The organism is Sinobaca sp. SA16-1, from assembly GCF_059510515.1.
This window is the reverse complement of sequence record NZ_JCAKFL010000001.1, coordinates 477,713-501,319: the sequence shown is the minus strand read 5'-3', so window position 1 is coordinate 501,319 and position 23,607 is coordinate 477,713. Positions and strand designations below refer to the sequence as shown.

At 43.2% G+C, this 23,607-nt stretch carries 20 protein-coding genes; 14 read left to right on the top strand and 6 right to left on the bottom strand.

Features of this window, described 5'->3' with window-relative positions; translation table 11 throughout:
* Positions 1 to 24: 24 nt before the first annotated feature.
* Entirely contained in the window at positions 25 to 882 is an 858-nt protein-coding gene (locus tag AC5W2J_RS02350) for a MurR/RpiR family transcriptional regulator (protein WP_496057873.1), read from the bottom strand.
* A gap of 182 nt (positions 883 to 1,064) precedes the next feature.
* Between AC5W2J_RS02350 and AC5W2J_RS02345 the strand changes: the two genes are divergently transcribed.
* Genes AC5W2J_RS02345 through gnd form a run of 3 tightly spaced genes read left to right on the top strand, consistent with a single transcriptional unit; the run spans position 1,065 to position 4,915 of the window.
* The gene (locus tag AC5W2J_RS02345; RefSeq protein ID WP_496057872.1) at positions 1,065 to 2,639 is read left to right on the top strand and encodes a gluconokinase; all 1,575 of its coding nucleotides are present in this window, start codon (positions 1,065 to 1,067) and stop codon (positions 2,637 to 2,639) included.
* Positions 2,636 to 3,988, top strand: coding sequence for a GntP family permease (locus AC5W2J_RS02340; RefSeq protein WP_496057871.1), 1,353 nt, complete (start codon positions 2,636 to 2,638; stop codon positions 3,986 to 3,988). Before AC5W2J_RS02345 ends, AC5W2J_RS02340 begins: the two co-directional genes overlap by 4 nt.
* Positions 3,989 to 4,009: 21 nt before the next feature.
* The gene (gene gnd / locus AC5W2J_RS02335) at positions 4,010 to 4,915 is read left to right on the top strand and encodes a phosphogluconate dehydrogenase (NAD(+)-dependent, decarboxylating) (protein WP_496057870.1); all 906 of its coding nucleotides are present in this window, start codon (positions 4,010 to 4,012) and stop codon (positions 4,913 to 4,915) included.
* 373 nt (positions 4,916 to 5,288) lie between these two features.
* On the opposite strand, the gene AC5W2J_RS02330 is transcribed toward gnd, so the two are convergent.
* Both AC5W2J_RS02330 and AC5W2J_RS02325 read right to left on the bottom strand, forming a co-directional pair.
* A complete protein-coding gene (locus AC5W2J_RS02330; protein WP_496058225.1) occupies positions 5,289 to 5,420 on the bottom strand; it encodes a hypothetical protein in 132 nt (43 codons plus the stop codon).
* Between the two features lie 297 nt (positions 5,421 to 5,717).
* Positions 5,718 to 7,328 (bottom strand): long-chain-fatty-acid--CoA ligase, encoded by a 1,611-nt coding sequence (locus AC5W2J_RS02325; protein WP_496057869.1) that lies wholly within the window; start codon positions 7,326 to 7,328, stop codon positions 5,718 to 5,720.
* A 208-nt stretch (positions 7,329 to 7,536) separates the two neighbouring features.
* On the opposite strand from AC5W2J_RS02325, the gene AC5W2J_RS02320 reads away from it, so the two are divergent.
* From AC5W2J_RS02320 to AC5W2J_RS02300, 5 genes are all read left to right on the top strand, one after another.
* Entirely contained in the window at positions 7,537 to 8,532 is a 996-nt protein-coding gene (locus AC5W2J_RS02320; RefSeq protein ID WP_496057868.1) for a 2-hydroxyacid dehydrogenase, read from the top strand.
* The gene (locus AC5W2J_RS02315; protein ID WP_496057867.1) at positions 8,525 to 9,895 is read left to right on the top strand and encodes an aspartate aminotransferase family protein; all 1,371 of its coding nucleotides are present in this window, start codon (positions 8,525 to 8,527) and stop codon (positions 9,893 to 9,895) included. The genes AC5W2J_RS02320 and AC5W2J_RS02315 overlap by 8 nt, the downstream gene beginning before the upstream one ends.
* Positions 9,896 to 10,024: 129 nt before the next feature.
* The gene (gene nagA, locus AC5W2J_RS02310) at positions 10,025 to 11,224 is read left to right on the top strand and encodes an N-acetylglucosamine-6-phosphate deacetylase (protein ID WP_496057866.1); all 1,200 of its coding nucleotides are present in this window, start codon (positions 10,025 to 10,027) and stop codon (positions 11,222 to 11,224) included.
* Positions 11,225 to 11,226: 2 nt separating this feature from the next.
* Complete coding sequence (nagB, locus tag AC5W2J_RS02305) at positions 11,227 to 11,955, top strand: glucosamine-6-phosphate deaminase (RefSeq protein WP_496058217.1); 729 nt, start codon at positions 11,227 to 11,229, stop codon at positions 11,953 to 11,955.
* Positions 11,956 to 11,997: 42 nt separating this feature from the next.
* The gene (locus tag AC5W2J_RS02300) at positions 11,998 to 12,732 is read left to right on the top strand and encodes a GntR family transcriptional regulator (protein ID WP_496057865.1); all 735 of its coding nucleotides are present in this window, start codon (positions 11,998 to 12,000) and stop codon (positions 12,730 to 12,732) included.
* A gap of 108 nt (positions 12,733 to 12,840) precedes the next feature.
* Here the strand turns inward: AC5W2J_RS02300 and nagE are convergent, their stop codons facing one another.
* Positions 12,841 to 14,214: an N-acetylglucosamine-specific PTS transporter subunit IIBC gene (gene nagE / locus AC5W2J_RS02295; protein WP_496057864.1), complete on the bottom strand. Its 1,374-nt coding sequence runs from the start codon at positions 14,212 to 14,214 to the stop codon at positions 12,841 to 12,843.
* A 16-nt stretch (positions 14,215 to 14,230) separates the two neighbouring features.
* Positions 14,231 to 15,154, bottom strand: a complete 924-nt coding sequence (murQ, locus tag AC5W2J_RS02290; protein ID WP_496057863.1) for an N-acetylmuramic acid 6-phosphate etherase — start codon at positions 15,152 to 15,154, stop codon at positions 14,231 to 14,233.
* Positions 15,155 to 15,500: 346 nt separating this feature from the next.
* Between murQ and AC5W2J_RS02285 the strand changes: the two genes are divergently transcribed.
* The 6 genes from AC5W2J_RS02285 (at position 15,501) to AC5W2J_RS02260 (ending at position 23,318) form a co-directional block, all read left to right on the top strand.
* Positions 15,501 to 17,861, top strand: a complete 2,361-nt coding sequence (locus tag AC5W2J_RS02285; protein ID WP_496057862.1) for a glycoside hydrolase family 31 protein — start codon at positions 15,501 to 15,503, stop codon at positions 17,859 to 17,861.
* Between the two features lie 533 nt (positions 17,862 to 18,394).
* The gene (locus tag AC5W2J_RS02280) at positions 18,395 to 19,150 is read left to right on the top strand and encodes a C40 family peptidase (RefSeq protein WP_496057861.1); all 756 of its coding nucleotides are present in this window, start codon (positions 18,395 to 18,397) and stop codon (positions 19,148 to 19,150) included.
* 140 nt (positions 19,151 to 19,290) lie between these two features.
* Complete coding sequence (locus AC5W2J_RS02275; RefSeq protein ID WP_496057860.1) at positions 19,291 to 19,983, top strand: Na-translocating system protein MpsC family protein; 693 nt, start codon at positions 19,291 to 19,293, stop codon at positions 19,981 to 19,983.
* 179 nt (positions 19,984 to 20,162) lie between these two features.
* Entirely contained in the window at positions 20,163 to 21,065 is a 903-nt protein-coding gene (locus tag AC5W2J_RS02270) for an ROK family protein (protein WP_496057859.1), read from the top strand.
* Positions 21,066 to 21,164: 99 nt separating this feature from the next.
* A complete protein-coding gene (locus AC5W2J_RS02265) occupies positions 21,165 to 21,809 on the top strand; it encodes a hypothetical protein (RefSeq protein WP_496057858.1) in 645 nt (214 codons plus the stop codon).
* Between the two features lie 510 nt (positions 21,810 to 22,319).
* A complete protein-coding gene (locus AC5W2J_RS02260; protein WP_496057857.1) occupies positions 22,320 to 23,318 on the top strand; it encodes a C40 family peptidase in 999 nt (332 codons plus the stop codon).
* Between the two features lie 51 nt (positions 23,319 to 23,369).
* On the opposite strand, the gene AC5W2J_RS02255 is transcribed toward AC5W2J_RS02260, so the two are convergent.
* On the bottom strand, positions 23,370 to 23,603 hold the full coding sequence (locus AC5W2J_RS02255; RefSeq protein ID WP_496057856.1) for a DUF2273 domain-containing protein: 234 nt from the start codon (positions 23,601 to 23,603) through the stop codon (positions 23,370 to 23,372).
* Between the last annotated feature and the right edge of the window lie 4 nt (positions 23,604 to 23,607).

Genomic DNA, 23,607 nt, shown 5'->3' with positions numbered 1-23,607 from the left:
TTTTATAAACGGCCGGCTGCTTTGTTATAAACGCTTCCGGGAGATAGCATCGCGGATTAAAGATAAAGCTTCCTGCGTCTGCTGTTTTCTTTTAACACAGTAATTCACATACAGGGTATCGAGCAGGGACAGCTCGGCAATTCTGGAAGCGAGCGCTTCCGAACGATATTCCGTTTCCTGAGCCACCGTATACAGGGAAATATCGGCCTGTTTTGTAAGTGGGGACTTAGCGTAGTTAGTAATAGCAATGGTCCGGGCCCCCCTGCTTTTAGCCACTTCCAGAACTTCCAACAGATCTTTATTGGCACCGGTATGGGAAATGAAAAAGGCAGCATCCTTTGGCTTAAGCTGGGAAGCGGCCATCAGCTGAAGATGATTGTCCGTATAAGCCAGGCTTGGAAGTCCGGTACGCATGAATTTATGCTGGCCATCCTGCGCTGTTACGCCTGAACCACCACTTCCATAGAAATGAACCTGACCTGCTTCCAGCAGGATATTTAATGCTTCCTGAAGAGTTTCTTCTTTTTGTATATCTCTTGTATGGGCCAGTGCCGTCATGTTGGACTGGAACACTTTGTTCATAATAGTTGTTTCGGAATCATCTTCCTTTATGTCTTCATGAATATCTTCAATCGGAGTCACGAGCTCAGAAGCAAGTGAAATTTTCATTGCCTGGTAGCCCTTAAATCCCAAATGCGTACAAAATCGAAATACAGTAGCATCTGCTATTTGAAGGTTATCGGATAGCTGATTAATGGTAGAATGAATAATTTTTTCAGGATTTTTTAATACATAGTCAGCAATCATTTTTTCTTTCACGCTCATTTGTTTATACGAAGAATGAATAAGATGAAATACATGCGGCACAGATGCGTTGGCCATAAAAGACTCCTTTCCAAATGTGTCTTTCTGATAGTGTAAATCAAATAAACAAAGAAGAGAAGTTGGAAGAAAAAAATTTTCAGGTTGTTTAAAAATTTATTTCTTGTATAATAAAAAAATAAGAAAAATATTTTCATTATTATCAAAAATGAAAACGCTGTAATTTATAAAGGAGGATCCACATGCAGGCTATTATTGGAATTGATATAGGCACGACCAGTACAAAAACTCTTGCGTATGGTACGGACGGCCATATCTTTTCAGAAATGGAGAAAGAATACCCGCTGTACTCGTCTATTCCTTCAGAAAAAGAACAGAACCCGGAAGAAGTCTATTCCGCTGTCATAGAAACGATAAAAGATACCATAGCAGCTTTGAATAAACAGGGAGTAGAAATAGCCGGAGCGGGATTCAGCTCAGCTATGCACAATATTATGGCGGTTGATCAGGATGGAGAACCTCTTACCAGACTGATTACCTGGGCAGACCAACGCTCAGTAAAAGAAACGGAAACATTAAAAAATGAAAATGGCCATGAAATTTTTCTGCGGACCGGCACACCCATTCATCCTATGTCGCCTTTAACTAAAATAATGTGGTTCCGGGAACATAAGCCTGTTCTTTTCAATCAGGCGGACAAATGGATTTCGATAAAAGAGTTTGTCTTTTACCGGCTGTTTGGCACATATGCTGTGGATTATTCGATTGCGTCTGCGACGGGACTTTTTCATTTGGAAAACCTGGATTGGGATGAGGAGGCTCTTCGGACAGCAGGAGTTACAAAAGAACAATTATCGACTCCGACAGATACGAACAGCATTTTCACAGGACTTAAAAAAGAGATTCAGAAAGAACTTGGTCTGTCAGGGGAAACGCCTTTTGTGATTGGGGCAAGTGATGGCGTCCTTGCCAACGTTGGTTCAGGTGCACTGGCCCCGGGCGTAATAGCGTGTTCGATTGGGACGAGCGGAGCTGTGAGAACGGTAATTGATAAGCCTCATGTAGACCCAAAGCAGCGGATTTTCTGTTACGCGCTTTCCGAAGGCAGATGGGTGATCGGCGGACCGATTAATAATGGAGGCATTGCGCTGCGCTGGGCGCGGGATAAATTATTTCCCGATTTGAAAAAACTGGCAGAAAAAAATGGTAAAAATCCGTACGATGTTCTTAATGAGATTATTGATTCGGTAGCCCCCGCTTCAGACGGCTTAATCTTTCTTCCTTACTTAATGGGAGAAAGAGCTCCCTTTTGGAATTCCGATACAAAAGGAATGTTCTTTGGCCTGACCCTTCATCATGGTCGGGAGCATATGCTTAGAAGTGTAATGGAAGGCGTTATGATGCAGATGTACTCGGTGGTTATCGCGTTAATGGAAGCAGGCGTAGAGCCCAGACAGTTCCGGGCAGGCGGCGGTTTCGCCCGCTCGCAGATATGGAAGCAGATGATGGCGGATATGTTCGAAACGGAGATTGTTATTCCGGAGAGCCACCAGGGCTCCTGCTACGGAGCGGCCTGGATGGCGATGGAGGCTCTGGGTATGGTGGAGAGCCTGGACAGTATTGAAAAGACCATCTCTATTGATGAAAAGCAATACCCTATTAAAGAAAATGTCACAGCCTATAGAGACATTAAACCGATTTTTTTACGGATGGCCAGAGACCTGCAGGATGAATTTAAAGCGATATCTGAGGTGCAGCGTTCCCATGCCGAAGGAAAAAGAAGGCTCTCAGCCGACAATGAGGAGGAAATACTATGACAACATCAACACCGTGGCTCGTTATTGTTGCGGTACTTGCAGTTGTTCTACTATTATTTTTAGTAATGAAAACAAAGCTGCAGGCATTTATTGCATTACTGCTTGTTAGTTTTATCGTAGGACTTGCTGTTGGTATGCCGCCTGGAGAAATCATAGAAACCATTGAGGCCGGAATGGGAGGAACACTTGGCTTTATCGCTGTAATCATCGGCCTTGGAGCGATGTTTGGTGAAATGCTTCGCGTGTCTGGAGGAGCTGAACGGCTTGCTTTAACATTAATGGATAAATTCGGGGAGAAAAATGTACCATGGGCCCTCGCTCTTACCGGTTTTATTGTATCTATACCTGTGTTTTTAGACGTAGCACTTGTTATTTTAGTACCGATTCTATACAGTTTAGTCCAGCGCACAGGCAAATCCCTGCTTTATTTTGGAATGCCGCTTTTGGCGGGACTTGCAGTTACCCACAGCTTTATTCCACCGACCCCGGGACCAATTTCTGTGGCGGCTCTTCTTGGAGCAGACCTCGGATGGGTCATATTGTTTGGTGTAATTGCCGGGATACCGGCGGTAGCTATTGCCGGTCCGATTTTTGGTAAATATATTGGCAGTAAGATCCAGGTTGGTGTACCGGAATATATGATAGAACAAATGAAAGAAATGGACTATGACCGCGATCTTCCAAGTTTTCGGAGTGTTGTTGCGATTATCACGCTTCCACTTGCTTTAATTCTAATCAATACCTCAGCCGATCTTGTATTAGAAGATGGAAGCACGCTGCAGGAAATACTTACATTTATTGGTCATCCATTTGTCGCATTAACAATGGCCGCTCTTTTGACATTTTATATCTTTGGTATTCGCCGGGGGTATAAGAAAGAAGAAATTCAGCAGATCACGACGAAAGCACTTGAGCCCGCAGGTATTATTATTCTTGTTACCGGGGCCGGCGGAGTGTTTGGTGAGATGCTGATTCAATCAGGTATAGGAGATGTGCTTGCAGATTCAATGCAGGATGCACAGATGCCGCTGATTGTATTTGCTTTTGTGACGGCAACCATTGTAAGAATTGCACAAGGTTCGGCAACCGTATCTATGATAACAGCTGCCGGTCTGGTAGCTCCGCTTTTAGAAGCGTATGACGTCAGCGATCCGATGCTTGGTCTTCTTGTTATTGCTATTGCTTCCGGTGCGACCGTCGTATCTCACGTGAATGATTCTGGTTTCTGGCTCGTAAACCGTTACTTTGGACTAACAGAAAAAGAAACGCTTAAATCCTGGACTGTAATGGAAACCATCATTGGTGTAGTTGGCTTTACTGTTGTATTTATTATCAGCTTTTTCGTATAAAATAAAAGGGGGAAATATATTATGAAAATCGGATTAGTTGGACTAGGGAAAATGGGATTTAATATAGGAGCACAAATGCTGGAAAAACAACATGAGGTAGTAGCTTTTGATTTAAATAAAGAATTTGCAGATTCTTTTGTGAGCGAAGGCGGTACGGCGGCTGAAAGCCTGGAGAGTCTGGTGCAGCAGCTGGAAACACCGCGCGTCATCTGGGTCATGGTGCCGGCCGGGGAACCGACAGAAAAAGTACTGAATGAAACAGCGGGCTACATGGATAAGGATGATATTCTCATTGATGCCGGGAACTCGCACTACAAAGAATCAGTGGAGCGCCATAAAGCATTTGCTGAACGTGGCATCCGATTTATGGATATGGGAACAAGCGGCGGTATCTCCGGCGCCCGGAATGGAGCCTGCTTCATGGTAGGCGGAGCGAAAAGCGCTTTTGACCACATTGAGCCGGTACTTGATGATCTGTCCGTACCCGACGGCTATCATTATTCAGGAGAAGGCGGCAGCGGCCACTACTTGAAAATGGTGCACAACGGTATCGAATATGGAATGATGGCAGCGATTGGAGAAGGATTTGATCTTCTTGAGAAAAGTCCATTTGACTATGATTATGAAGGGGTAGCCAAAGTATGGAACAACGGCTCTGTTATCCGCGGCTGGCTCATGGAATTAATGGAAGAAGCATTCAAAGGCGATGCAAGGCTCGATGAAATAAAAGGGGTCATGCATTCTTCCGGAGAAGGAAAATGGACCGTAGAGTCCGCGCTTGATATGGAAATGGCGGCACCCGTCATTACGATGGCTTTAATGATGAGGTACCGTTCGCAGGAAGACGATACGTTTACAGGGAAAGTCGTAGCAGCGCTGCGCCACGGATTCGGCGGCCATGCGACTGAAAAAAATACCGATAAGTAAATTGAAAAAGGCTGTTTTCCTGTAATAGGGAGCAGCCTTTTTTTCTATAGGATATGGCGGAACTGATTGGACTGTTCTTCCAACTCTTTAGCGGCCTGGATGATCGTGTGAAAGTTATCGGCGGCTTTTTTAATCTGCAGCTGTTAATATTTTTTAAATAATATGACTTAAGTTGAAAAAAGACTAAAAAAATGCAAAAAAAAGAGTCTGGCTTCTAAAAGTCAGGCTTTTTAGTAAACAGCTATGTATATATAGCAGGGTTGGGATACATCAAACGAAGAATTCTACGCTTGCAGCAGGGTAAGCCGAGCAGGTATCCGAGCCCTGCATTCTGGTAATTCCCTATTTAAAGGAATTTATTTTTAGGTCGTTATTACGCTTTTGTTTTCTTTGCTTTTTTCTTGAAAAGCGGCTTTTTTTCAGCTTTTACAACAGGATTTGATTTGTTCTGCTGCTCTGCATCTTTGCCGTAAAGCTCTCTAGCTTTTGTGTACATTAGTGTCAATTAATAACCCTCCTTTTTTATCTTCTTATAAACACTTTTCCCGCTGTGTTTTTTTCGCAAACATACGATTTGTATGAGCGGAAATCTATTGGCTGAACAGCTGGTAAATAAATTGCTTATAAGGGAAAATTAAACCATTTTTGAAGCACTGTCAATAGAAGAATTTCAATAAAGTTCAGGAAATTTAGACAACTTCTCTAAAGCGCTTCTGACAGTAGATACAGCGGATTTATAAAAAGCGGAAATCTTTTTTTATAAAGAAAAACCGCTCTGTCTGAAGAGCGGTTTTTCAAGAGATCAGGAGCTGGTTTTTAATGCTCTTTTTAAAATTTTACCGGTTGCGTTTTTTGGAAGTTCTTCAATAAATTCGATGGCAGCAGGTAGCTTAAATTTAGCTAAATGCTGGCTGCAGAAACCATGGACATCCTCTGTTGTTAATTCTTTGTTTTTTGTAACAACAAAGGCTTTAATTTTTTCTCCGTATGATTCATCGGGCTCACCGAGGACTGCTGCTTCTACGATATCCGGATGCTGGTAAATAACTTCTTCTACTTCCCGGGGATACACATTGTAGCCGCCGACAATGATGAGATCTTTTTTACGGTCTACAATATAGATGTAGCCGTCCTCATCCATGCGGGCGAGATCGCCGGTATGAAGCCAGCCGTCACGGATCGTCATGCTGGTCTCTTCCGGGAGGTTTAAATAACCCTTCATGACGTTGGGGCCTTGAACAATCAGTTCTCCGACTTCATTTCGAGGCACTTCCCTGTCTTCCGGGTCCACGACTTTATTTTGAATGCCCGGGAAGTCCACGCCGACGGATCCGGCTTTTCTTTCGCCGTGAAGCGGATTAAAAGCCGTAACTGGAGCGCTTTCCGACAGCCCGTAGCCTTCCAGAATCGGTACATCAAATCGCTGCTGGAACCGTTTGAGAAGCTCTACCGGCATGGACGCACCGCCGGAAATACAGAGACGGATAGAAGAAAGCTCTTCTTTTCCGATATCAGGCATTTGGTTAATAAAGTTATACATTGTCGGCACCCCTGCAAACAAGGTCACCTGATGCTTCTGTATGGCTGCCACGGTCTCTTTTGGACTGAAGGCTGGCATAATGACGATAGGCACTCCTTTAATAAGAGAGGCGTTCATTGAGACGGTCATACAGAATACGTGAAACATCGGCAGCACGGCCATGGAGACATCTTTTTCTTCATACTCCATGGCATCTGCCGTAGCGAGTGCATTGGAGAGCACATTTTCATGCGTTAAAATAGCCCCTTTCGGCCGGCCGGTTGTACCTGATGTATAAAGAATAACCGCGGTATCCTCTTTTGTAAGCGTTGTGCTGCTTAATGGAGCCTGATTTTCGTCCAGAAGTGAGGGAAAAGAGATATAGTCCGGTGATGGCTCAAGGCCTTCTCCTGTCAGGATAACGTGATCCAGAGAAGAAAGCTTTGCTTTTACCTGCAGAAGCGGGTCCTTCATTTTTCCAATACCAATAATGGCTTTTGCTCCCGAGTTGGAAAGAATAAACTCAAGCTCGCTTGGTGTATACATCGGGTTCATTGGCACAACGGCTGCACCAATGCGGAGAATGCTGTAATACGAAATAACAAATTCCGGAGAGTTTCCGAGCAGCAGTGCTACACGGTCTCCTTTTTGAACACCGAGTGATTCCAGTCCACCGGCGGCCTGGTTAATGTCTTTAGCAAGAGACGAATAGGTAAAGGGCTGGTCCTGCCATATGTACGCAGTAGACTCAGCAGAGACATTGGCTGCATCCTCTAAATAATCCACAAGTGTAGTCAATAAATGAATCCTCCTTTTTGAAATAATGAATGAACAGTCATTCAATGTAAGCGATAACAAACTACTACAATAAACATAATCTTTATGGAAGAACATGTCAAGATAGGAGCACCGGTCCAAAGTGAAGAAGCGGACAAAACCTTCACATCGTAAAATATAATCCTCTTACTTTTTATGGATGTATATAAAAAAATTAACATATTAAGATAGATCTTAATTCTTTTTATAAAGAAGGAAGGAAAGGAAGTTCCTTGTATAGAAGAGATACGTTACAACGAAGAAACTGATACATAGGTGGGATAAAATGGAGAAGCCGTATATTTTAGCATATGGAAGAGTAAGCGAAGAAGCACTGGATAAGCTCGGACAGGAATACGAAACAGTTTACTTTACACAGGGAGAAAACCTGGAAAATGAACGTTTTCGTGAAGTAGTAAAGCAGGCAGAAGCGATTGTCGGGGTGGAACTTGAGATAAATGAACAGCTGCTCGAACATGCCCCGGCCTTAAAGGTTGTCAGCAATGTAGCAGTAGGTTACGATAACCTTGACGTGAAAGCGCTGTCTAAAAGAGGGATCGCTGGCTGTCATACGCCGGGCGTTCTTAATGATACGGTCGCAGACGCCGTATTCGGAATGGTCCTGGCATCTGCCCGAAGAATCCCCGAAATGGACCGGTTTGTAAAAGAGAACAAGTGGAATGGCGTGATGCCTGATGAAAAATTTGGCGTTGATGTGCATCATAAGAAAATAGGCATTATTGGCATGGGGCGGATCGGAGAAGCAATAGCCAAGCGTGCCAGCCTCGGATTTGATATGGAGGTTCTTTATCATACCCGTTCCAAGAAGGAAAAAGCAGAAAAAGAGTACGGAGCGGTTTATCATGAATTGCCAAGCCTGCTGGAACAGTCCGATTTTGTCGTGCTCATGACACCCCTGACTTCGGAGACAAAAGGGTTAATGGGAGCAGAGGAATTCAGGAAAATGAAATCAGGCTCTATTTTCATAAATGCTTCCAGAGGAGCGGTAGTGGATGAAGAGGCACTGGTTCATTCACTAAAAAATAAAGAAATCCGTGGAGCGGCCCTTGATGTGTTCCAGCAGGAACCAATTCAGCCGGATCACCCTTTTTTAACCATGGATCAGGTCATTACGCTTCCGCATCTGGGCTCGGCAACAGCAGAGAACGAAAACAATATGTCTCTGCTTGCAGCAGACAACGCCCTAAAGGTACTGAAAGGACAGACCCCGGCTTATATAATAAACCCGGAAATACAGAAAGGGAGGAATGAACATGAGTGAAAGGTTTACAGCAGAAGCAGTCAGTCCGGCCGAATGGTATGAAAAAGACGAGGAACTCGTATGGCATGCCATGCGCCCGGGTAGCAAAAAGCGTTCCTTTATTGCCTCAAAAGCAGAAGGGGCGTGGATCGAAGATATAGAGGGAAACCGTTACCTTGATGCGATGGCCGGTCTTTGGTGTGTAAATGCAGGATACGGACGCAAAGAAATAGCGGAGAGCGTGTACGAACAGTTGCTGGACATGCCTTTCTATCCGTTGACGCAAAGCCATAAGCCGGCTATTCAGCTGGCTGAGAAGCTCAACGAGTGGCTGGGTGGGGATTATGTTATCTTTTTCTCAAACAGCGGGTCGGAAGCAAATGAAACGGCCTTTAAAATAGCCAGACAATACTTTCATCAAAAAGGGGAGGCGGCGCGCCAAACATTTATCTCGCGCTATCGTTCCTATCACGGTAATACGATGGCTACGCTTGCAGCAACCGGTCAGGCACAGCGCAAATATAAATACGGTCCGGGTCTGCCCGGGTTTGTTCATGTGTCACCGCCGGATCATTACCGTTCGGGAATGGAAACAGAAGCCCAGAGCAATGAAAAAGCAATACAGGATTTGGAAAACGTTATGAACTGGGAGCTTGGCGAAACGGTCGCCGGAGTAATCATGGAGCCTATCATTACAGGAGGAGGCGTACTTGTTCCCGGAGATACGTATATGAAACGGGTTCAGGAAACATGCCGGAAGAACGGGACCCTGTTAATCTCAGATGAAGTGATCTGCGGATTTGGCCGAACCGGTAAACCTTTTGGATTTCAGCATTTTGATGTGCAGCCGGATATCGTAACGATGGCGAAAGGCATTACAAGCGGCTATCTGCCGCTGTCCGCAACAGCTGTGAAGCGGGAAATCTATGAATCTTTTCAGGGGACAGAAGCCCATGATCATTTCCGGCATGTGAATACATTCGGAGGAAGCCCGGCATCATGCGCGGCGGCACTTGCCAACCTGGAAATTATGGAGAAAGAGCAGTTAAGCGCCCGCTCAGAAGAACTTGGAAAAGAACTGCAGGAGTCACTGCAGGAACTGCTCTCCCTTCCTCATGTAGGAGATGTCAGGGGAAGAGGGCTGCTGGCAGGAATTGAATTTGTGGAAACAAAAGAAAACAAAAAACCGTGGGAAGAAGCGAAAGTAGCGCAGATAGTAGCACGTTGCAAAGAAAAAGGGATGATTATCGGGAAAACGGCGGATACGGTAAACGGCTATAATAATATTATTACGCTTTCGCCCCCGCTAAGTCTTACCCGTGAAGACTTTGATTTTCTTGTAAAAACGTTGAAGGAAACAATTCACGAAGTTGTCACCCAATAAAAAAAGTAAATGGCTCTGTTCCACCAGATAAAATAAAAATCTGGTGGTTCTTTTTTGGTTTATTGGTATAGACAACTATAACATTTAACGGTACAATTAAAGCAAGAGAATATAATAAGGAGTGAGAAAGTGAGCAGCGAATGGATTATAAAGAATGTTCGTGTCGTTAATCCGAAAGAGGATATCGATCGGGCGTTTATTCATATACAGGAGTATAAAATTACAAAGGCAGCTTCTATGGAAGAGTGGGAATTATATAAGAGCAAAATAATGGTAGAAGATGGAGCAATACTGGATTTCTCTAAAGAAAAGAACACTTTTCTAGTACCGGGTTTTGTTGATGTTCATATTCATGGAGCCAAAGGCAGCGACGTAATGGATGGAACACAAACCGCGCTTAAAACGATGGCCTCTTTTCTGCCGGGGGAAGGGACAACAAGCTTTTTAGCTACGACTATGACCCAGCACCCTGATAAGATCAAACAGGCACTTGAACAGGTTGGAAGCTACGAAGCGGAAGAGCGGGCTGAAGCCGAATGCCTCGGAGCCCACGTGGAAGGTCCTTTTTTTACAAAGGAAAAAGCAGGTGCCCAGCCGGCGGGGTATCTGCGTCAGGCGGATGTTTCTCTTTTTAGAGAGTGGCAGCGGGCAGCTTCCGGAAAAGTGAAAATAGTATCGCTCGCTCCGGAGCAGGATCCGGAATTTCTGCTCACCTCTTATTTAAACGAAACGGGAGTAGTTGCTTCCGCTGCGCATTCCAACGCAGAAGCGGCTCTTGTCCGGACGGCACAAAAGCACGGAACTTCTCATGCCACGCATTTATATAACGGGATGAGCGGCCTGCATCACAGAGACCCCGGACTGGCAGCAGAAGCTCTTCTTAATCCTGCTATCACAATAGAAATGATCGTAGACGGAGTGCACATTCACCCTGATATGGTTAAGCTTGCCTATCGATTGAAAGGTGCAGCGTCTACCCTGCTCATTACGGATTCCCTGCGCGCCAAAGGACTGCCGGACGGGAAGTACGATCTTGGAGGCCAGCAGGTAACCGTTAAAGGAAACAAACCATATTTAGACGATGGAACGATAGCCGGCAGCGTCCTGCCAATGAACGAAGCACTCAAAAACATGTTGAACTTCAGCGGCTGTTCCCTGCAGGAAGCGGTGCGGATGGCTTCCTGGAATCCAGCTGAATTAGCTGGAGTGCTCGACAGAAAAGGAAGCATTGAAGCAGGCAAAGATGCAGACTTTGTTTTGATGGATAGAGAAGGGCAGGTTTACAAAACATGGTGCAGAGGACAACTGGCCTTTCAGAAAGGAGAATGACAGTGCGTTTAATAGAAGCAATGGATTACGAAGAGATGAGTGAAACGGCTGCCCGGCTGCTGTATGAAAAAATCGCAGAAAAGTCTGATGCCGTGCTCGGTCTGGCCACAGGCGGCACCCCTGAAGAAACATACGCCGCACTCGTCCGGAAACTAAAAGCAGAACCACTAAATCTGTCCGGCCTTCAGACATTTAATCTCGATGAATATGCCGGGCTTTCCCCGGCTGACCCAAACAGTTATTATAAATATATGGAGAAAAAGTTCGTAAGTCCGCTGCAGATCAATAAAAGGCAGTGCCATATTCCAAACGGCGAAGCAGAAGATTGGGAAAAAGAGGCGGCACGCTATGAAACAATCGTACAGCAATCGGGCGGGGTGGACCTTCAGCTTTTAGGTATTGGGGAAAACGGACATATTGGTTTCAATGAGCCCGGCACTTCCTTTCATTCCACAACGCACGTCGTTACATTAAATGAAGAAACCAGAGCCGCTAATGCTAAATACTTTAAGCAGCAGGAGGATGTTCCTGAAAAAGCTATCACCATGGGAATAGGCACAATTATGAAAAGCCGCAGTATATTGTTGATCGTCTCAGGAAAAAGAAAGGCGAAAGCTCTGAATCGGCTGATGAATGGCGAGGTAACAGAAGCTTTTCCTGCTTCTGTTCTTCACAAACATCCCGATGTTACGATCATTGCCGATAAAGAAGCAGTTTCACTTCTTTCATAAGATAGAAAATGCTTGTACCACAATATGCCAGGAGGACGCCATATGATTGATAAGCAGTCTCCGCTCCCGATTTATTATCAAATTCAGGAGCTGATCCGCAAAAAAATTGAAAAGAAAGAATGGCAGACAGGCGATGTTCTGCCTTCCGAACGGATTTTTGCAGAGCAGTACGAAGTGAGCCGTATGACCGTAAGGCAGGCAGTAACAGAGCTTGTGAATGAGGGCCTGCTCCGCAGAGAAAAAGGAAGAGGAACCTTTGTTGCTGAGCAGAAATTCACCCAGACGCTGCAGGGGCTGACAAGTTTTACAGAAGATATGAAGGCGCGGGGGCTGAAGCCGAGCAGCCGTTTAATCGGCTTTACTATTAAAGAGGCTGCTGGAAAAACAGCCCGTGTGCTTGGCCTCAATGCCGGAGAAGAGGTTTACGAAATACAGCGTATACGGCTGGCAGATCAGTCGCCGATGGCCATGGAAACAACGTATATTTCAACAAAAATGGTTCCCGGCTTAACAGAAAGCATCGTTCAACATTCTATTTATGAATACGTAGAATCTGAGCTCAGTCTGGCGATTGGATACGGTGAGCAATCCCTGGAAGCGGCTTTATCGATGAAAAAGGAAGCTGAACTTCTGGAGATAGAAGTAAACGATCCTATTCTGCTTATTTCAAGAATTACGTATCTTCAGGATAAAACCCCGTTTGAATATGTAAAGTCTGCCTACAGAGGAGACCGTTATAAATTCAGCATTCAAATGCCAAGAAGCGAACGAAAATAAATATTCAATACTTTTCAACATAAATCCCCTTTGTCCTGTTTTAGAAATAGGACAAAGGGGTTTTTATGCTCATAAAAATCCCGCTCTGTTTAAGAGCGGGAAATGAGCTTAAGCACTTTTGTTAGGATTTTGATTTTTAATAGCATCTGCTAAGAATTCTACATCCGTACCTACAATAACTTGTAAATTTATTTTATCCATTTTTACTATGCCTTTGGCACCCTGGCGCTTTATTTCGGATTCATTAATTTCATCCATATTATGAATTTGCAAACGCAGTCTGGTAGCACAGTTATCTATATTTTTAATATTGTCATATCCACCTAATGCAGCTACATATCCATTAGCAAGTACATCATACTTGTCATCTCCTTTTGCGGAAACGATAGAGGTTTCTTCTGATTCTCTACCAGGCGTCTGCAAATTAAATTTAATGATAGCGAAATAGAAGATAACAAAGTAAGCAATACCGAAACATAGACCTATAAGCAGCAGCTTGATAGGTTCAGTAGCTAAACCATAACTGAGTACATAATCCAAAAAGCCGGCGGAAAAACCAAATCCGCTTAAGGTTCCGGCGGCATAGGTAATCATCATGGAAGCCGCCATAAGCAGTGCATGAATTAAGTAGAGGACTGGGGCAAGAAACATAAAAGTGAATTCAATTGGTTCTGTGATTCCAGTAAGAAATGATGCTAAAGCGAGGCCGCCAAGCATACCTGCGGTTTGAAGTCTTTTTTCCGGTTTGGCAGCAAAAACCATAGCAAGACAAGCTGCCGGAAGACCAAACATCATAACCGGGAAAAATCCAGTCATAAATATTCCTGCGGTCGGATCTCCTGCGAAGAATCGGTTCAAGTCTCCAGTAGCGCCTTCAAATGACCCAAATTCGAACCAGAAAAAACTATTTAAAACATGGTGAAGGCCGATAGGTATAAGAAGTCGATTTAAAAAGCCATAAGCTCCTACTCCAATCATACCAGCGTCTATTATCATGGTTCCCAACGAATCTATACCTGCTTGTACAGGAGGCCATGCATAACCGAATATAAAAGCTAATAGAATCATCGTACCTGCTGTAATAATAGGAACAAACCGTCTTCCTCCAAAAAAGGCAAGCCACATTGGGAGTTTAATATTATAAAAACGGTTGTACATCAAGCCGGCAACAACGCCGCTTATAATTCCTCCTAAAAATGACATATCAACAGCTTCATTTATTGCTGCTGTTCCATTAGTTAAAACAAGATAACCAATGGCTCCTGCTAATCCTGCGGCACCATTATTGTCCTTGGCTAAGCCGATAGCTACTCCAATAGCAAAAATAAGAGGTAGATTATCGAATAATGCTGCCCCTGATGCAGCCATAAAAGGGATATCGAAAATATCTTCTGCCCCTAGACGAAGTAATAAAGCTGCAGCAGGCAGAGTAGCTATAGGAAGCATTAAAGCTTTTCCTATTTGTTGTAAAAATCCAAGCATATGAAACCCTCCTCAATTAATTAGATTCTTTAGTAAGGTATAAATGATTTTGAATTGCTTTTTTAAGATGGCCATTATGTTTTTTTAATAGTTTTTCAGGACTTTCACCACCCTCACCAGTAATTAATTGAACAATAGCTGCTTTTGTATTATTTTTTTGTTCTTTTAAAGCGGAGGCCGCCTCCTCTCTATTTGCTCCAGATGCATCCATCACAATAGAAAGAGCGCGCTCTTTAAGCTTTAAATTTGTAGGTTGTACATCAATCATTAAATTACTGTAAACTTTACCAATCTTTATCATAGAAACAGTAGAAAGCATATTTAAAATAAGTTTTTGGGCAGTTCCTGCTTTCATTCTGGTGGAGCCGGTAATTACTTCAGGGCCAACACAAAGCTCGATTGTGTGGGAAGCTGCAGATGCCATGGGAGAACCAGAAGAACAGACAAGAGCTATTGTGAAAGCTCCTTTGCTGTTTGCTGTCTCTATAGACCCTAAAGTATAAGGTGTGCGTCCGCTGGCTGCTATACCGACGACCACATCGTCTGCTGTTATGTTTACAGATAAAATATCTGAACGTCCGGCTTCTTTGTTATCTTCAGCATCTTCTAAAGTATTTTTTAAAGCTGCTTCTCCTCCTGCCAGTATCCCGATCACCTGCGCTGAATCTACTCCATATGTGGGCGGGCATTCAGAAGCATCCAGGAGTCCTAGTTTTCCACTTGTTCCAGCTCCTATGTATATAAGCCTTCCTCCTTTTTCAAAGGCTTCTGTGATCTTTTCTACTGCAATTACAACAGCAGGAAGCGCCCTGGAAATCGTCAATGGCACAATTGCGTCTTCTTCATTAATAATGGACAGCATTTCATGAGTGGACTTTTCATCTATATCCAGTGTCTTTAGATTTCTGTTTTCCGTTTTAATAGAATGAATATTGAACATTAGTATTCTCCTTTTCTATAGGAATTTAATAAAAATTTACCACCTTAAAGTATAGATATCTATACCAATGTTAGATTATCTCTTAAGTTAAATATATTTGAAGACATTTCTTTTTACAAAATAGCGCTTACATAAATATAGCATCATATAGTATAGATGTCTATACCAAAAAAACTATCTTATTTTATCTGAACGCCGGTTTATATAATAGAAGAAACTGAAAAAAAGAGAAGAAATAAATAAAAAGAAATAAACGCAAACGGTTGCGTTGAAGACTCGTTCTTTCTATAATGTTCTTCATGAGCTAAAAAACGAGGGAATATTGAAGAAAGAATAAGGGGGATTTATGAAAGACACTAGTTTTGCTATACATCCAGACCATCAACAGACAGCAGAAGCAGTAAATTTTCAGGATATCGGTAATGTGAACACCGTTTCCAAAAGCGAGGGTGTAGTAAGCCTTATATGCGAACATGGTTATGTGAGAATCAGCTTTCCAGCACCAAGTATAGCCAGGGTGAAAATGCACCCTAAAGCAATGCCGGATGATTCAAGTACGGCAGCGGTTACAGCACAGGAACCCCTGCAGGAAATATCCGTTCAGGATATGGAGGAGGTCCTCGCCGTTCGGACGGAAGAACTCCGCCTGTCTATTTCCAAATTTCCCTGCCGGATTACAATTTACGATAAAGACGGGGGGCAGATTACAGACGAACAGCAGGAAGGAATGGCGTTTTCTTCAAGAGGAGAAGTCCGTGTTAGTAAAACCATGGAGCCGGAAGACCATTTCTACGGTTTTGGTGAAAAAACCGGCTTTCTGGAAAAGCGCGGGGAAAAAATGAGAATGTGGAATACAGATGTATTTGCGCCTCATAACCCTGAAATAGATGCGCTTTACCAATCTATCCCTTACTTTATGTCTATCCGGAAAGGGAAAGCATACGGCTTTTATTTGGATAATACATTTCAGACGGAATTTGATTTGAAGACTTCTTATGAGACGTATTCTATTTCAGCAGACGGAGGAGCGCTGGATTATTACATTTTAGCAGGCCCGCAGCCTAAAGATGTGATCCGCCAGTATACCTCGCTTACCGGCAGAATGGAGCTCCCGCCCAAATGGGCGCTGGGCTATCACCAGTCCCGCTACAGCTACCGGAGTGAAGCAGAAGTACGTGAGCTGGTGGAAGCATTTAAACGAAAGAATATTCCTCTGGATGCCGTTCATCTGGATATTCATTATATGGATGAGTACCGTGTATTTACGTTTGATGAAGAAAAATTTCCAAATCCGGAAAAGCTCGTTCAGGATTTAAAAGCAGAAGGAATTAAAATTGTGCCGATTGTAGATCCGGGAGTAAAGCGTGATGAAACGTACCTGCCTTATCAGGAAGGAATGGAGAATAACCATTTCAGTGCCTATCCGGATGGATCGGTCTATTACGGAGATGTATGGCCTGGTGAAAGTGCCTTTCCTGATTTTTTCCGCGAAAAAACAAGAAAATGGTGGGAAGGGCAGCAGGCCTACTATACAGATATGGGAATAGAAGGCGTTTGGAACGATATGAATGAGCCCGCGGTGTTTAATGAGAAAAAGACGATGGATAACGACGTTTTTCATGAAGAGAATGGAACGCATAAGACACACCGGGAGCTTCATAATGTTTATGGCCTTCATATGGGCCAGGCAAGTTTTGAAGGGCTGAAGAACAAGCTTGATGGAAAACGGCCGTTTGTTCTCACGAGAGCAGGGTTTGCCGGGATTCAGCGCTATGCAGCAGTGTGGACCGGAGACAATAGAAGCTTCTGGGAGCACCTGCAGATGGCTGTACCAATGACCCTTAATCTTGGAGTATCCGGTGTTCCTTTTGCCGGAAACGACGTAGGCGGCTTTGCTCATGATACGAGCGCAGAGCTGTTAACAAGGTGGACCCAGCTTGGAACGTTCACGCCATTTTTCCGTAATCACAGCAACATTGGCACCGTGTTTCAGGAACCGTGGGCTTTTGGTGAAGAAACAGAAGAAATTATTAAAAAGTATATTGAACTCCGCCATAAATGGATGCCGCATTTGTACGACCTATTTCAGGAAGCCACTGAAACCGGTATGCCCGTGATGAGACCGATGATGATGCATTATGCGGATGATCCAAATACGCTAAAGCTGCACGATCAGTTTATGATAGGTGAAGACGTTCTGGTAGCACCGGTTACTCAATCAGCTGCCAAGCACCGGATTGTTTATCTGCCGGAAGGAACATGGTATAACTATTGGAATGACCAGGAGAGTCATCAAGGCGGCCAATACATTATGGCGGCTGCTGATTTGGATACTCTTCCTATTTTTATCAAAGAAAACAGTGTGGTGCTTGAAGGTGATGTGAAACAAAATGCAGACGCAGAAAATGACAGCCTGACGGTACATGCATATCTCGGGGAAGAAGGAAATCTGCAAAAACGTATTTATGAAGACGACGGGGAAACGCTCAATCATCAAAAAGAAGCGTATTTCTCACAAAGTATTCACATTTCTCGGAAAAGCGACGTTATTTCTATAGAAGAAAATGAAATTCATTCAGGCTATGTGCCTGGCTGGACGTCTAAAACGTATGTATTTCATCAAGTCCCTGAAGAAACAGAGATATATGTAAACGGCATAAAGCAGAACTCCGCGTACGATAAAGCACGGTTTCGTGCATCTGTATAAGAAAATATCCCAGTCGCGTTTAAGCGGCTGGGATATTAATTTTTTAGTGAAGTATAGGCCATAAGGATGAAGTATTTAATATTTCTAAATATTACACTACGATTACACTGTAATTTTGGTAAAATTTAGGAAGTTAAAAGTAAAATGCTATAAAGTCAGGTATTACGGACGTATTATTATACTGTTTACCCCGTTTTTTTACTGATTAAACATTTCACTGTACTATTTTTTTTTTACAGTTGTATCACAAAGGTCCAAAAAAGGTTGAGGAATAACGTCACGGGCTCTATAATTCAGAGTGTTGATAAGAAAACAAAGACAAGTGAAAAAAACATACAGTACTAAAAAAAATATCAGGGGGTGACTTTTCGTCTAAAGAACAGCATATACTTTATAGCGATAAGATATACATAGAATGATTTAAAGTAATGAAAGTACAGTAATATCTTCTGTGGAAAAAAATCGATAAAGGAATCATGCGCCGTTCTATATACCTTATACATGTACAGGGTATAAATAGATGAAAATCAATTATGAAAAAATATCTAGTAGGTTCAGCATTCGCAGCAGCAGCACTATTCGCAGTACCAAACGTATCTGACGCAGCATCCATCGACGGCCACGGCAGCCTGAACAGTGGAGACGTTAACTCTTCTGTTAATGCTCTGCAGGAAGAATTAAAAGCGCAGGGTTATTTCAACGGCTCTACCGGTTCTACTTTCGGACCAAGAACATTAAGTGCAGTAAAAGCATACCAGCTTGATAAAGGCATTTCCTCTTCAGCAGGAAGCTTTTACGGAGTAGTAGGACCACAGACAATTCAGTCTTTGAACGGATCCGGCAGCTCATCCAACACATCTTCAAACACGTCTTCTAATACAACAACAGTTTCCAGCAGCTCTTCTGAAACGAAGGTTGCCGGCGCATCTACGACACAGGCCAGCAGTGGTGTTGTTTCTGCAGCCAGACAGCATATGGGTACCCCGTATGTATGGGGCGGAACTTCTACAAGTGGTTTTGACTGCAGCGGATTCTTACAGTATTCCTTTAAGCAGGCAGGAAAAGATATTCCACGTACAGTTTCCCAAATGTACAGCGCAAGCACTAAAGTATCCAACCCAAGCGTTGGAGACATCGTATTCTTTGATACAAGAGGCGGTCCTTCCCACGCAGGTATCTACATTGGTAACAATCAGTTTATCCACTCCGGTTCTTCTACAGGAGTAGCTATTGCAGATATGGACAGCTCTTACTGGGCTCCACGTTACATCGGCGCCGGACGCATGTAATTCAATCATCCCAAACAGCCTCTTCCTCTAGGAAGGGCTGTTTTTTTACGCAGTTACAACGGGTGTATCGTCTTTCTTTCTTATAATGTATAATAGTGAATGAAACCTATTCGACGATTTATTGCAAAGGAAAGTGAATAATGAATATACAATCTGTACAGACCCAGCTTGCAAGTTATATAGGGAGACTGTTAAGGAATCATTTTGGCAAAGGACCCGGCTCCGTCTTTGTGTCAGTGAAAAATCCTTTTATCACTATTTATTTAAAAGATTTTATAACACCTGTAGAGCAGGTGCTGATTAACCAGGATAAGCAAACCAATGTCGAGAAAACCCGGGATTACCTTATGGCGGAATTAATTCCGGAAATAAAAGAGTACCTTAGTGAAAATGCAGGATTTTCTATAGAAGAAGTGTATTACGACTGGTCCCTGGATACGAAATCAGGGATGATTCTGGGTGTGCTTTCCGAAGGGAAAGCTTCGAAAGATAAAACATGGGAAATGTATCCCGGAAAAGAAAAGGTGCATAAAGAAATCATCAGAATGAGTCGTCATGCCGAGAAAACGCCTGTGTACGTGGACTCGTTTTACTTGAATGAGCGGACGCTTGTTATTATGCGTACCGGTATTCTAGTAAGAATTGAAAAAGAACTAATCAAAGCAGGATTTGAAGAAGAGTTAAAAATCACCAAACGCCCGCTGGAAAAAAATCTGATTCGTAAAACGCAGCTGGAAGAAATTCTGCCGGCTGCAGTTGAAAATATTTTCCTGGACTGGGATTTTGCCGAGGATATTAGTTTTATCGTGATTATTTTAAACCCAAATAAATAAAAGGCCAGAAAAAGGACGGATAGGAAGCCGGCCTTTGTGCCGGGAACAACAGAAATTTCTGTTGTTCCCGGCTTTTTTAGTGGTTTTTTACAGGATAGACTATAAAATAAAGTCTTCTTATCCGATCATATTGATGTGTTATGATGGTATCAGTTAATTTGGAGAGGAATCCAACGTGTATGAAAGACTATAAAATAGGAATCGATATAGGCGGCACAAAAATTCTGGGCATATTAGTAGATGCAGAATATAAAGTAATTAGAGAATGCCAATACCCTACATTTCAGGAGAACAAGGCCCTGGATTGGAAGCAGGCTCTCTATATGACATTGGATGATCTTTCCTGCAAACTGGAAAACACAGGCAGGATTCGGCATATTTCTATTGCCTGTGCGGGGTTGATTGATACTGAAAGGGGTACCATTGTGTATTCACAGAGCCTGAATGTTTATCAGCTCAAGCTCGCTGAGGAATTGTCAGCGGCTTTTTCCATTCCGGTCTCTCTTCATAATGATGCAGATGCGGCAGCTTATGCAGAAGCTGCTTTTTATCAGGCAGAATCACTTCTTTATATTTCTGTAGGGACGAGTATCGGCTCAGGGCTGATCGTAAATGGGAAATTGTTTAAAGGAGCGGAAGGTATGGCCGGGGAACTGGGCCATTTTCCTGTAGAACAGGAAGGAAGGCTCTGTGCCTGTGGAAATAAAGGCTGTGTAAGAGCGTATGCTTCTGGAAAGGCAATAGAACAGGAAGCAGGGCAGTGGCAGCAGAAGCATCAGCAGCCGGCTTTTTTCATGCCGCAGATTTTATCAGCAGCAGAACAGGGACACCCATATTACGAAAAGCTTCTAAAGGCAGCGGCTTCCCGGCTTGCCCAGGCAGCAGCGGGGGCCGTTCATTTATTAAATCCTTCCATGATTGTCTTTGGGGGAGGGCTTATGGAAAACAGCCCATTATATTTTGAGTACACAAAAAAAGCTGTACATACGGGTCTTCTTCCCCGTTTTTCTGACAAACTGAAAATCGAAAACAGCTTCGGGAAGGAAAAGAGTGCTGCGCTGGGAAGTGTTTACTTAGTATAAAAAAATAGATAAATGATGAAAAGTCATACTGCTATGTATGGAAAAATAATCAGAATTTATGTAGAATGATAAAAGATAACGGAAAGGGGCGCTCAGCCTATGTCATCGATATTACGAAAACAGCTGAAGGATGCATTAAATGATGCCGTTGAAAAGCAGCAGTTTCACTTAGCGGAGCAGGCCGTCACTCATTTAAAAAACCTTGCGCAGCTGGAGGCTTTTATTGAAGGAAAGCCCGCCGCAGAAAGTTATTCCGTTCAACAGCCGTCGGCAGCTGTTAACCAGGGAATAGTAGATCTTCTTGCCCCGGTTTCAGAATCTGAACGGTCCCGCGATAACGGATTAACTTCTTTCCGGAATACATCCTCCTCTAAAAGAGATATGCTGCTGTTATATTATATAGAAGAAGAGGATTTGATTAAATTTAAAAAATCCCCACAGACTTACGCTGTAAGCGTTGATTTCTTTCGTTCATTTCTGGGCCATTTAATAGAATGGAAAAACAAATCACCTTTTTCTTCCAAAGACTACTACGAAGCTTTTGGAGGGAAACTGAGCGAGAAGTCAACGTATCAAACATCCACATTGAGGCAGTTTATTACCCTTTTATTCAGGTATTGTGTCAGACTCGGACTGCTCGAAAAGCCGGAAATTCATCAAAGAAGCCGATACGTGGTTTCAGATGACAGTGATGTTGAGAAAACCATACAATACATTAAAAGCGAAAAAATGCTTCAATTATAATAAAAAGGCTGATTTTGCAGAGAATCCAATAGATTCTTTACAAAATCAGCCTTTTTTTGTGCAGAAAACGTAAAATAATCAAGAGTATTGTATGGGGGTACTTTTATCTCTCCAATGGCTGAATTTATTCATAAGACGTGCAAATAGCAAAACGAAAGTCGCATATATAAACTTTTATTAAAAATAAGAATAGGTAATTAATCATGTTTATGTTACGTATGGTCGTTTTATTGTTACGAATATGGGTCTTACGTTACAGTTGTGTAACAAAACAGGAAATAGTATTGTGAGTTCTTTCCCTATCATCATATAATTCAAACATACTAAAACAAATAATATAAAAAACAAGGAGGTGTACGTTCGTTTCACTCTCACTACATAACAATAAACATGTCGTTGGAAAACATAAAATTATTTATCATACATATAGCTTTATACATAGAACAATTAATAAACCCTGTTCTAACGACATACTTACATAACGAGAGATAAACGGCGTCTACAACAATTATGAAAAAATACTTTATCAGCGGTGCACTTGCAACAGCGATTCTATTCACTCCATCCATGGCGGATGCAGCCCTTGGAGACCAGACCCTTCGTTCCGGAATGAAGCATTCTGATGTATCCGAACTGCAGACATGGTTGAACAGTAAAGGATTCAATGCAGGCTCTGTAGACGGTTCTTTCGGCCCGAGAACGAGAAGTGCGCTTATCTCGTTCCAAAGAAGTGCAAACATTTCTGCTGATGGTATTGCAGGTAACCAGACATTCGGAAAAATGAACCTTAGATCTTCCGGTTCCTCTTCTTCCTCTTCTAACTCTTCTTCCAACACAACTGTTAAATCTGCCTCAACCGGCAGCAGCGAATTTTCCCGCACGCTCCGCCAGGGAAGCCGCGGCAATGACGTAAGAGCACTTCAAAGCGCTTTGAACAGTAAAGGGTTCAGTGCCGGTACAGCAGACGGAGTATTTGGTGCCCGTACTGCAAGTGCGCTCCGCTCTTTCCAGTCCGCTGCAAGAATTGGTGTAGATGGTGTCGCAGGCCCGAACACGTTTGCTGCGCTTAGAGGAAATGTGCGTGCTTCTTCCAATAATTCATCGGCAGGCAGTTCCACTGCCGCTCCGGCAAAAGTAGCAGGAGCTTCTACTACTGCTTCTACAAGTGGAGTCGTAAACACGGCAAGAAAATATCTTGGTACTCCATATGTATGGGGCGGCACGACGACTAGAGGATTTGACTGCAGCGGCTATATTCAATTTGTTCTTCGCCAGCACGGAGTAAACACTCCCCGTACAGTAGCACAGATGTACAGCGCAGCTTCAAGAGTGTCCAGTCCATCCGTAGGTGATATTGTTTTCTACGATACTAGAGGAGGCCCTACTCACGCCGGAATCTACATTGGTAATAATCAATTCATCCATGCAGGGGCTTCAACAGGAGTAGCTGTGGCAAGCATGAATAACAGCTACTGGTCTCAGCGTTACATTGGCGCAGGACGTCTTTAATACAGCAATATGAATAAACAGCCGGCTGCGTATCTGCGCAGCCGGCTGTTTTTATCGTTCTGTTGTAAGCCACTTAAAAAAAGATGAAAGATTTTCCCGTAAATCTTTTTTTCCGTCAATTTGCCGGCCGATTATTACTCCAAGTGTTAAAAGAAGCGTAACAAGCAATGCTTCTCCAAATCCCCAAAGCAGAAAAACGATACCTGCGATAACAGCAGATAAAAGGCCAATGATTCTTCCTCTGTAGGGCAGAATTATTTCAAGGAAAGTGGGGTGATTTTGCATAATC